This is a genomic window from Streptomyces sp. 378 (genome assembly GCF_030124145.1).
In the GTDB taxonomy this organism is placed as follows: domain Bacteria; phylum Actinomycetota; class Actinomycetes; order Streptomycetales; family Streptomycetaceae; genus Streptomyces.
In genome coordinates, this window is sequence record NZ_JASKMS010000008.1 from 272,849 (window position 1) to 283,174 (window position 10,326).

At 70.4% G+C, this 10,326-nt stretch carries 13 protein-coding genes and 3 pseudogenes; 9 read left to right on the forward strand and 7 right to left on the reverse strand.

What is annotated here, in order from left to right:
• Positions 1-40: 40 nt before the first annotated feature.
• The 6 genes from fabI to QNO09_RS14530 all read right to left on the reverse strand — a co-directional run bounded on the left by fabI (position 41) and on the right by QNO09_RS14530 (position 5,389).
• A complete protein-coding gene (gene fabI, locus QNO09_RS14505; protein ID WP_283970574.1) occupies positions 41-805 on the reverse strand; it encodes an enoyl-ACP reductase FabI in 765 nt (254 codons plus the stop codon).
• Positions 802-1,128, reverse strand: a complete 327-nt coding sequence (gene fdxA, locus QNO09_RS14510; RefSeq protein WP_150483456.1) for a ferredoxin — start codon at positions 1,126-1,128, stop codon at positions 802-804. Before fdxA ends, fabI begins: the two co-directional genes overlap by 4 nt.
• 2 nt (positions 1,129-1,130) lie before the next feature.
• Positions 1,131-2,555, reverse strand: coding sequence for an MFS transporter (locus QNO09_RS14515; protein WP_283970575.1), 1,425 nt, complete (start codon positions 2,553-2,555; stop codon positions 1,131-1,133).
• Positions 2,556-2,736: 181 nt separating this feature from the next.
• Positions 2,737-3,840, reverse strand: coding sequence for a fatty acid desaturase family protein (locus QNO09_RS14520; protein ID WP_283970576.1), 1,104 nt, complete (start codon positions 3,838-3,840; stop codon positions 2,737-2,739).
• A 245-nt stretch (positions 3,841-4,085) separates the two neighbouring features.
• Positions 4,086-4,250 carry a hypothetical protein gene (locus tag QNO09_RS14525; protein WP_167537461.1) on the reverse strand — a complete coding sequence of 55 codons (165 nt, stop codon included), beginning with the start codon at positions 4,248-4,250 and terminating at the stop codon, positions 4,086-4,088.
• Between the two features lie 143 nt (positions 4,251-4,393).
• Positions 4,394-5,389, reverse strand: a complete 996-nt coding sequence (locus QNO09_RS14530; RefSeq protein ID WP_283970577.1) for a DUF2156 domain-containing protein — start codon at positions 5,387-5,389, stop codon at positions 4,394-4,396.
• Between the two features lie 175 nt (positions 5,390-5,564).
• Between QNO09_RS14530 and QNO09_RS14535 the strand changes: the two are divergent.
• The 9 genes and pseudogenes from QNO09_RS14535 to QNO09_RS39945 all read left to right on the forward strand — a co-directional run bounded on the left by QNO09_RS14535 (position 5,565) and on the right by QNO09_RS39945 (position 9,938).
• A pseudogene (locus QNO09_RS14535) lies at positions 5,565-5,657 on the forward strand.
• A 31-nt stretch (positions 5,658-5,688) separates the two neighbouring features.
• Positions 5,689-5,781: pseudogene (locus QNO09_RS14540) on the forward strand.
• Between the two features lie 31 nt (positions 5,782-5,812).
• A pseudogene (locus QNO09_RS14545) lies at positions 5,813-5,905 on the forward strand.
• 416 nt (positions 5,906-6,321) lie between these two features.
• On the forward strand, positions 6,322-7,116 hold the full coding sequence (locus QNO09_RS14550; RefSeq protein WP_283970578.1) for an AfsR/SARP family transcriptional regulator: 795 nt from the start codon (positions 6,322-6,324) through the stop codon (positions 7,114-7,116).
• A gap of 108 nt (positions 7,117-7,224) precedes the next feature.
• Positions 7,225-7,656 (forward strand): hypothetical protein, encoded by a 432-nt coding sequence (locus QNO09_RS14555; protein WP_283970579.1) that lies wholly within the window; start codon positions 7,225-7,227, stop codon positions 7,654-7,656.
• Between the two features lie 25 nt (positions 7,657-7,681).
• Entirely contained in the window at positions 7,682-9,226 is a 1,545-nt protein-coding gene (locus tag QNO09_RS14560; RefSeq protein ID WP_283970580.1) for an acyl-CoA carboxylase subunit beta, read from the forward strand.
• 32 nt (positions 9,227-9,258) lie between these two features.
• The gene (locus QNO09_RS14565) at positions 9,259-9,447 is read left to right on the forward strand and encodes an acyl-CoA carboxylase epsilon subunit (protein ID WP_030234973.1); all 189 of its coding nucleotides are present in this window, start codon (positions 9,259-9,261) and stop codon (positions 9,445-9,447) included.
• Between the two features lie 162 nt (positions 9,448-9,609).
• Positions 9,610-9,741, forward strand: coding sequence for a hypothetical protein (locus tag QNO09_RS39940; protein ID WP_283970581.1), 132 nt, complete (start codon positions 9,610-9,612; stop codon positions 9,739-9,741).
• On the forward strand, positions 9,738-9,938 hold the full coding sequence (locus tag QNO09_RS39945; protein WP_283970582.1) for a hypothetical protein: 201 nt from the start codon (positions 9,738-9,740) through the stop codon (positions 9,936-9,938). Before QNO09_RS39940 ends, QNO09_RS39945 begins: the two co-directional genes overlap by 4 nt.
• Before the next feature lie 60 nt (positions 9,939-9,998).
• Here QNO09_RS39945 and QNO09_RS14580 read toward each other — a convergent pair whose 3' ends face one another.
• Positions 9,999-10,154, reverse strand: a complete 156-nt coding sequence (locus QNO09_RS14580; RefSeq protein ID WP_283970583.1) for a hypothetical protein — start codon at positions 10,152-10,154, stop codon at positions 9,999-10,001.
• Positions 10,155-10,326: the final 172 nt, after the last annotated feature.

Consider the following 10,326-nt stretch of genomic DNA (forward strand, 5'->3'; position numbering starts at 1 on the left):
CGACCCGCTCCCGCCCCTTTCGCCGCGCCCGGCCCGGGGCTCAGGCGCCCATCATGTGCACCCCTCCGTCGACGTGCACGATCTCCCCCGTGGTGCGCGGGAAGAAGTCCGACAGCAGGGCGACGACCCCGCGGGCCGCCGGGTCCGGGTCGGTGGGGTCCCAGCCCGCCGGGGCCCGATGCTCCCAGACCCCGGCGAGGTCGGCGAACCCGGGGATGGACTTGGCCGCCATGGATCGCAGCGGTCCCGCCGCGACGAGGTTGCAGCGGACGCCGCGACCGCCCAGGTCCCGGGCGAGGTAGCGGCTGGTCGACTCCAGGGCGGCCTTGGCGACGCCCATCCAGTCGTAGCGCGGCCAGGCGACCGCGGCGTCGAAGGTCAGCCCGACCACCGAGCCGCCGCGCCGCTCCATCAGCGGCAGGCAGGCCGTGGTCAGCGACTTCAGGGAGTACGCCGACACGTGCACGGCGGTCGACACGTCGTTCCAGTCGCCGTCCAGGAAGGAGAAGGCGCCCCGCGGCCCGTAGGCGATGGAGTGCACCAGTCCGTCCAGGGTGTCGGTGTGCTCGCGGATCCGGTCGTTGAGGCCGTCCAGTTGCCGCTGGTCGGTGACGTCGAGTTCGAGCACCGGGGCCGGCTTCGGCAGCCGTGCGGCGACGCGCTCGATCAGGGAGAGGCGCCCGAAGCCGGTGAGGATGACCTCGGCGCCCTCCTCCTGGGCGATGCGGGCCGTGTGGAAGGCGATGGACGCGTCCGTGACGACCCCGGTCACCAGGATCCGCTTGCCGGCGAGGAGTCCGCTCATGTCCGGGTCACCGCCTCGGGCAGGGCCCGCACCAGCGGGGAGTCGTGGCCGAGGGCGCCGAGTGCGGCGGCGCCGCCGGGCGAGCCCACGGCGGCGAAGAAGTCGGCGTTGGATGCGGTGTGGTCGCCCCACTCGGCGGGCACGTCGTCCTCGAAGCAGATCGCTTCGACGGGGCAGACGGGTTCGCAGGCGCCGCAGTCGACGCACTCGTCGGGGTGGATGTACAGGGCCCGGCGGCCCTCGTAGATGCAGTCCACGGGGCACTCGTCGACGCAGGAGCGGTCCTTGACGTCGACACAGGGCAGGGCGATGACGTAGGCCATCGTCAGCTCCTCTTCGTCACGGGGGTGGTCGGGGGGCCGGGGACGCCGTCGACCGGAGCCCCGGTGGTGCGCTCGCCCAGCAGCAGGACGGTCGCCGCCAGGGCCGCCATCGCCGCGGCGATGACCCCGAACAGGGCACCGGGGCCGTGCGCGTCCAGGACCGGCAGCAGGACGAACGGCAGTGCGGCAGCGCTGAGTTTGGACAGCGAGTAGGCGGCGCCGGACGCGGTGGCGCGGATCGCGGTCGGATACTGCTCGGAGAGGTACACGTGCGAGACGCTGGAGAAGACGTTGCTGCACAGGGTGTAGACGAAGCCGAACGCCACGATGTGCGCGGGGGATCCGGCGTAGGCGAAGCCGAGGCCGGCGACCATCATCGCCGCCGCGGAGGCCGCGACCAGCGTCCGGCGCTCGAACCGGTCGACGATCGGCAGGGCCAGCGCGGAACCGACCGGGTAGCCCAGGAAGGACAGCGCGGTGAAGCCGATGCCCGCGACGATGCCGTAGCCCTTGGCCGCGACGATCTGGGGGGCCAGCGTGCCGAAACCGTAGTAGCCGACCACGGACAGCACGCAGAAGATCCACAGCACCACCGTGCGGCGCCGCATGCCGCGGCCGAACACGTCGCGCACACGGTGGCGCACCGCGGCCGGTTCCACCGGTCCGGCGGTGTCCGCGGCCACCGGGCGAACCGTCGCGGGACGGTCCGGGTAGGCCTGCTTCTCCATCTCGGCCACCAGCAGCTCGGCCTCCTCGGTGCGGCCCTGGGCGGCCAGCCACCTCGGCGACTCGATCAGCCGGCGGCGCAGCACCCACACCACGGCGGAGCCCAGCGCCCCGATCACGAACAGCCAGCGCCAGCCGTCGATGCCCAGCGGGGACAGGGGCACCAGCCACAGCGCGGCGAAGCCGACGGCGGGCACCCCGCAGAAGGCGACGGTGTAGGCCCAGGCGATGTACCGGCCGCGCCGCTTGGCGGGCAGCACGTCGGCCAGGTAGCAGTCGGACAGCACCTGTTCGGCACCGATGCCGATGCCGGCCATGAAGCGGGTGACGATCAGCCAGGTGGCGTTGGGCGAGAAGGCGCCCAGCAGGGAGAAGCCCGAGTAGATGGCGAGGTTGATCAGGAAGGCCCGGCGCCGGCCGAACCGGTCGGCGATCCGGCCGAGCACCAGCGAGCCGATGAACTGGCCGATGAACACCGAGGCCAGGACGAGTTTGAGCTCGGTCGCCCCGAAGGCGAAGTCGTTCTGGAGCACCTTGGCGATGGTGCCCGAGAGGTTGTTCTCGAACGTGTCGAAGAGCAGGCCGATGCCGATGACCATGGTGAGTCTTCGGTGCATCGGGGTGATCGGCATGCGGTCCAGGCGGACCCCGATCGCGGCGGGAGCGGTGACACCGCCCGCCACCGTGGTGGTCTGGGACATGGGGAGGCTCTCCTTGGGCTCCTGGTTCTCAGGGACTCCGGTGAGGGAACCGCCCGGGCCGACGGCGGGCCCGGGCGTGCGGCCCGGGGGCCGGGGCTGTGGACGTGTGGGGGTGCGGGGCCGTGCGGGACCGGAGCGTGGGGGGTCCCGGACCGGCGGCGGCCGAGGGGCACGGGCCGGGTCAGGCCGCCTGGGCCGCCCGGCGCCTGATCTCCTCCTCCACGGTCCCGGCCCGCACCGGCTCACTGACCTCGTGCAGGTAGGAGGCGACCTCCCGGTAGGACGCCCAAAAGCCGACCTCGTGGTACGGCACCCCGCGCTCGGCGCAGTAGGCGCGGGTCAGTTCCCGGGCGCGCGCCAGGTGCTTCTGCGGCATGGCCGGGAACAGATGGTGCTCGACCTGGTAGTTGAGGCCGCCGTAGAGGAAGTCGACCACCGGGTTCGGGCGGATGTTGCGGGAGGTGAGGACCTGGCGCTCCAGCCAGTCCAGGGTCTCCTCCTCGCCGTCGCGGACGTCCATGCCCTTGTGGTTCGGGGCGAAGATCATGCCGAAGTAGACGCCCAGGGCGGCGTGCTGCACGAGGATGAACGCGACGGCGAGGACCGGCGAGAGCACCGTGAAGACCAGGGCGCAGTAGACCGCGGCGCGCAGCACGATCAGGAACGACTCCAGCACGGGCCGCTTGGTCTTGCCCTGCGCGATGGACACCACGGCCGTCCGGAGCATCTTGAAGCCCTCCAGGACGAGCAGCACGAAGAACAGCACGCTCTGGTGGCGCACGACGAACTTCTGCGTGCCCCGCCGGCTGGGGTACTGCTTGACGTCGAAGATGGCGGTGCGCCGGCCGATGTCCGGGTCCTTGTCCAGGTGGTTGGGGTTGCTGTGGTGCCGGTTGTGGTGGTTGACCCACCAGCCGTAGCTGACCCCGTTGACGAGGTTGGCGTGGATGTAGCCGACGGCGGAGGCGGCCTTCTTGCTGCGGAACATGGCCTTGTGTCCGGCGTCGTGCCACATGAACGCCGACTGGCCGCCGCACAGCCCCATCCACAGGGCCGTCAGCAGCTGCCACCAGGAGTCGCCCACGGCGAAGAACGCGGCGAATCCGATCAGCAGCAGGGTGGTGTTGATCGCGAGACGGCCCACGTAGTAGCGCGGGTCGAGGTCGAGGAGACCTTCCGCTTTGACGCGTTTGAGGAGCTCGGCGAACGTCGCCGAGGCACCGGTGCGCGGGCCGGCCGCGGAGGCGGCTGCTGCCCCGGCTTCTTGTGTGTGCGGACGCTGCATGCGTTGCTCTCCTTGGGAGAAGTGCCCGGTTCGGGCGGCGGCGCCGCTGCCCCGCGGACCTGCGGGCGCCGCGAGTCGACAGTGCTCCCGCGGACGGTCGGGAACGCGCGGGCGTGCCCGCCCGGCGGTCCGGGAACGCCGGAGCACAGTGCGGTACTCCGCCGGAGGACCACCGGACGAACACGTGTCCAGCGTGCTGCGCCGCGCTGATGTGCCACTGATGCCGGTCTGATCGGCGGCGGCCGTCAGGCGGCGGACTCGGCGCGCAGCCGTTCGTCGAGCGCCAGGACGGCGGCGTCCGCGTCGCGCGCCACGTCCTCGTCGTCGGGCGCGCCGATGACGGCCATCAGCCGCTCGACCACGGTGTGCTGGAGGACTTCGGTGCTGGTGTCGGGTCCGTTGTCGCTCATCGCTGGTTCTCCTGTTCCGGAAGACGGGTGGTGCGTGAGGGCGGTGCGGGGAGGGTGACCCGCGGCGCGCCGCGACGCCGCGCCCCGCTGCGGGCACGGTCGGTCCGGAGTTCCCCGCTGCGGGCGTGGCAGATGACGGATCGTCAGAACGCCTTGCAGGCACGGAAGACGTGGGCGAAGGACGCCAGCGAGGCCTGCGGGCCGTCGAAGGCGACGTACTCCGGGATGACCACGTCCGGAGCCCACTTCTGCTTGTACGACAGCTGGGTCTGCGCCGGGTACAGCGCGGCCCCCTCGGCCCACAGGGCGTGCATCAGCCACTGGAACGCCGGGCTGTGGCCGTCGATCTCGTGGCCGGCGTCGAGGCCGGTGAACGGGGTGAAGCCGAAGTGCAGCCACTTGACGCCCTCCGAACGGAACACCTCGACGGCTGTCGCGTTGATGGCCTCCATCAGTCCTGGGGAGCCGTCCGGGACGCGCCGGCTCAGGTCATGCATCCAGCCGGCCCGGCCGCCGTACACCGGCGAGTAGGAGATGTACGCCACGGGGCTGCCGTCGATGGTGCCGGTGAACAGCCGGCGGTGCGCCTGGGCCGGTCCGCCGATCTGGCCGACCAGGAACTCCAGTTGCTGGGCGCCGCCCTTGGAGCCGAGCCAGGCCCGGTCGATGGTGGCGATCGCGTCCTGCCAGTCGTCGGCGGAGACCTCCTGGACGACCAGGCCGTTGCGGTGGGCCCGGGAGATCTTGTTGCGCAGCTGCATGAAGCGGGTGCCGCGCAGTGTGAAGTCCGGCAGGCCGACGGCCCAGGAGGCGCCGACCTGGTTGACGGTGAAGCCGCGGCGGGCGTAGTGCTCGGCGTCGGCGCGCTGGAGCTGGATGCCGACCAGGGTGCGGCCCTCGTCGCGGACGTGCCGGCGGAAGGCCTCCAGGAGGGGGTCGTAGGCGTCAGGAGCGGCGAAGGGGCCGCCGAACTGGACGGCGAACCGGCCCGTGCGGCGGTACACGACGACGCCGTCGGCACCGGGCAGTGTGAAGACGTCGTTTCCGCTGTTGAGGGCCAGGAAGGCGCTGGGGTTCTCGCTTGACGTATGGGTGCGTATCGCCTCGAGAACCGGGTTGTCCATGGCGGTCACGGTCATTGTTTTCCCCTTTCGGGAGCGTTTTCCGTCGTCCCGAGTAGAGCATCGAGGGAAGGTGCGGGAAAAGACCGGAAGGGAATTCTCCGATCGAGTCAGAAAGACGTCAGCGCTTTGTCAGGCCTCCCTGCCAATGTTGTTCTCGTGAACGGCACGGGAGACCGGAAGCCGGGAACGAGGAGAGGTGCCCGGAGCGGCTCATCGGGGACCAGAGAGCAATCTCACGGTCGGGCCCACAAAGCCCACGCAGGTTCGAATCCTGCCCTCTCCGCGAAAGCGGCCACGCACCAACGGCCGCACAAGGAGAGGTGCCCGGAGCGGCTCAACGGGGACCAGAGAGCAATCTCACGGTCGGGCCCACAAAGCCCACGCAGGTTCGAATCCTGCCCTCTCCGCGAAAGCGGCCACGCACCAACGGCCGCACAAGGAGAGGTGCCCGGAGCGGCTCAACGGGGACCAGAGAGCAATCTCACGGTCGGGCCCACAAAGCCCACGCAGGTTCGAATCCTGCCCTCTCCGCTCGTCATATACGCCCCGGCGCCCGGTTTCCGGCGCGGCCCCGCCCCTCCGGCCCGCGCGGCCCCGGTGCCGCACGCACCGTCGGTGACCCCCGCACCGGCGGACACACGCGCCCCGGCGCACCGCCCGGCACTGGGCGGTGCGCCGGGGCGCAGACACGTCCGCATCCACCACCCCTTCCGGTTGACCTCTGTTGTCCGGCAACCGCACAGCTCAGCGCCCCTGTCGGCACGACTCGGGCTCGTTCCAAGAAAAATACCTTCTCAAAGGAATTATTTTGTGTCAGGATGGAGTCGGGAGGAAACCCCGGGACGGAACCGGCCCGGGAGACCGCCCTGCGGCCTCGGCCGCAGAGACGGACCGCCGTGACCGGCCCCCCGACCACTCTCTGCCGCACTGATCGCCAAGGGGGAAACATGCTGACGTTCTCGATCCTCGGGGCACTGCAGATCCGCACCGCGTCGGGGCCGGCCGAGATCTCCGGCGATCTGCAACGGACCCTGGTCCAGACACTGCTGGTCAGCGAGGGCCAGTCGGTCTCCGGTGAGGCGCTGGTCGAGGAGATGTGGGGCGAGGGCGCCCCGGACAACCAGGCCAACGCCCTGCAGGCCCACGTCAGCCGGCTGCGCCGCAAGCTGCGCGGCCTGGAGCCCGACCGCACCACCTCGCGCGTCACCATCCACCCCTCGGGCTACCGCCTGACGGTCAACGAGGGGGAGCTGGACGCCGCCGAGTTCGTCAGGACGGTCCGCCAGGCCGAGACCCTCGGCTCGGGCTCACCGGAGGAGGCGGCCCGGTTACTGAGGCAGGGACTGGCCATGTGGCGGGGGCCGGTCTTCGGCGGCTTCACCGGCGGGACCCTGTGCCAGCTCGCCGGCGCCCGCTACGAGGAGTACCGCATGCGGGCCATGGAGCTCCGCTTCGACGCCGAGCTGCGGCTCGGTCGGCACGCCGCCGTCCTGGCCGAACTCGCCGAGACCCACACGAGCCACCCGCTGAGGGAACGCTTCTGCGAGCAGCTGATGATCGCCCTGTACTGCGCGGGCCGCCAAGCCGACGCCCTGGACGTGTTCCGCCGTATGCGCCGCCACCTCGCCGACGAACTCGGCATCGAGCCCTCCCCCGCGCTGCGGCAGGTCGAGAGCGCCATCCTGTCCCACGACCCGGCCCTGTCCGGTGACGTGCGCGCTCCCCTGCTCCAGCTCACCTGACGCCACCGGTCCCGACGCCGCGTAAGCGGCACGTCAGCCGCTGGTCAGCACTGCCTGGAACGATCCGGATCGGAAGTGGAAACCACCCCCCGACCTTTGGAGAACCACATGACCACGAGCCAGTCGCCTGCCCGCGCCGTGACGACCCAGGGGCGCGCGGAGGCCGCGCGTCCGTTACGTCTCTTCCTCGGCCTCGACGCCGTCGTGACCGGCGGCAACGGCCTCATCTACCTGTTCGCCGCCGGTCCGGTGGGGGACCTGCTCAGCCTCGACACCGGCTTCCTCCGCGGCATCGGCGTGTTCCTCACCGTCTACGGCGCACTGGTCGCCGTGCTGGCCAGCCGCCCGGTGCCGTCCACCGCGGCCACCAAGGTGGTCATCGAGGCGAACCTGCTGTGGGCGGTCGCGAGCGTGGCCGCCGTGGTCTTCGGCTGGCTGGACCCGAACACCGTCGGCACGGTGTGGACCCCGCTCCAGGCGGCCGTCGTCGCGGCCTTCGCCGTGCTCCAGATGAACGGTCTGCGCCGGCTCGGCAACTGACATCCCGTCCCATCAGGGGGAAGACATGAGGTCCCACGTCGCGGAGCTGGCCGAGATACGCCGCCAGGTGTTGGCCGGCCCTGGTGAGAAGGCGACGCGGGCGCAGCACGCCAAGGGCAAGCTGACCGCGCGCGAGCGCATCGGCCTGCTGTTGGACGAGGGCTCGTTCCGCGAGGTCGAGCAGCTGCGCCGGCACCGGGCGACCGGATTCGGTCTGGAGGCCAGGAAGCCGTACACGGACGGTGTGATCACCGGCTGGGGCACGGTGGAGGGCCGCACGGTGTTCGTCTACGCCCACGACTTCCGGATCTTCGGCGGTGCGCTGGGCGAGGCCCACGCCACCAAGATCCACAAGATCATGGACATGGCCATCGCGGCGGGCGCACCGCTGGTCTCCCTCAACGACGGCGCCGGCGCCCGCATTCAGGAGGGCGTCACCGCGCTCGCCGGCTACGGCGGCATCTTCCAGCGCAACACCCGGGCGTCCGGCGTCATCCCGCAGATCTCGGTGATGCTCGGCCCGTGCGCCGGAGGTGCCGCCTACTCCCCCGCACTCACCGACTTCGTGTTCATGGTCCGCGAGACGTCGCAGATGTTCATCACCGGACCGGACGTCGTCAAGGCGGTCACCGGTGAGGAGATCACCCAGAACGGCCTCGGCGGCGCGGACGTGCATGCCGAGACCAGCGGCGTCTGCCACTTCGCCTACGACGACGAAGAGACCTGCATCGCCGAGGTCCGCTACCTCCTGTCCCTGCTCCCGCAGAACAACCGGGAGAACCCGCCCGCGGTGCCGTGCGACGACCCGCACGACCGTCGCTGCGACACCCTCGCCGACCTGGTCCCGGCGGACGGCAACCGTCCGTACGACATGGCGGAGGTCCTCGAGGAGATGGTCGACGACGGCGAGTACCTGGAGGTCCACGAGCGCTGGGCGCGCAACATCATCTGCGCGTTGGCCCGTCTCGGCGGGCAGGTGGTGGGCGTCGTCGCCAACCAGCCTCGGGTGCTCGCCGGTGTCCTGGACATCGAGGCCAGCGAGAAGGCCGCCCGCTTCGTGCAGATGTGCGACGCCTTCAGCATCCCGATCGTCACCCTCCTGGACGTCCCCGGGTTCCTGCCCGGCGTCGACCAGGAGCACGGCGGCATCATCCGCCACGGCGCCAAACTGCTGTACGCGTACTGCAACGCCACGGTGCCGCGGATCTCCCTGATCCTGCGCAAGGCCTACGGCGGCGCCTACATCGTCATGGACTCCCAGTCCATCGGCGCCGACCTCACCTACGCCTGGCCCACCAACGAGATCGCCGTCATGGGCGCCGAGGGCGCGGCCAACGTCATCTTCCGCCGCCGGATCGCCGAGGCCGAGGACCCCGAAGCCATGCGGGCCGAGCTGGTCAAGGAGTACAAGGCGGAACTGATGCACCCCTACTACGCGGCCGAGCGGGGCCTCGTCGACGACGTCATCGACCCCGCCGACACCCGCGAGGTCCTCATCCGCTCACTGGCGATGCTGCGCACCAAGCACGCCGACCACCCCGCCCGCAAGCACGGCAACCCCCCTCAGTGACGGCACGGCCGCCCCACAGTGACGGAGGTCCCATGCTCACTCCCCCGCCCCCCATCCGCATCGAGAAGGGCCAAGCCACGGACGAGGAACTGGCCGCCCTCGCGGCCCTGTTGCTCAGCCGTGCCGCCCGGGCCGGCGTCGACGCGCAGGCGTCCACCCCCGGCACCACCTCCTGGCGCCCCCACCCCTTCCACGCCCCGCACAGCTGGCAGACGCCCTGAGCGGTGACCCGCCGAAGCGCCGGGCCGGCCCCCTCCCTCCGAGGGGGCCGGCCCGGCGCTTCGGCGCACCCGGCTCCCGCCGGGACCCGGCGGATTCTCCCGACATGAGGCCCGGCGGCCGGGGTACTTCACCCGCTCGGACTCTCGACGAGGAGAGTGCTCGTGACGTGCAATCCTCTGGAGCAGCGGAGTATCCCGCTGGACCGCCAGCTGCGCAGCTGGCGCGAACTCGACGTCGCTGTGATCGATCCCGACCACTGGACCCGTACACCCGCTGCCGCATCATCACGATGAACGGCATCGAGGTCGAGGCCATCCTGGTCGGCCACCAGTTCGGTGTGCTGCAGGACTTCGACCACCTGGACCGGTACGCGAACCATTCGTATGCTGTCAGCTTTGAAGGCTTCGGAGCGGCAATCTGCGATCTGTCACACGTGATCTCTTCGAAAAGAACTCAGTGCGGCCGCACAGCATCAAATCGCAGGATCTAGTGTTTTTCCTCATGGAGTTGAGTCAACTCCGAGCTAGTTCGAGTGACCCCGCTAGATCAGCTAGGGCGAAAATTCCTCGCAGACCACCCAGCATTCTTCGTCTTCCTCGCTGGTCGCACAGATGCGCTCCCCGTCCATGGCCAAAGCAATGAACTCGACTGACCCATTAACCTTCAGCAGCCGGGAAGGCAGATCGCTGCCAACGAGGTCCTTCACGCAGAGCCAACCCCTTTCGCTCGCGCCCGGCCCAGCCAGCAATATATGGCAACCGCCGAGGCCCAGACCGACACCGCGAACGCCGGGCAGGACATTCGACATGAGTTGTTACTGAGGTTGAACTCGTGGAGTCGTAGGGGCTGACGGCTCGTCGTGCGTGCGGTAACACCGG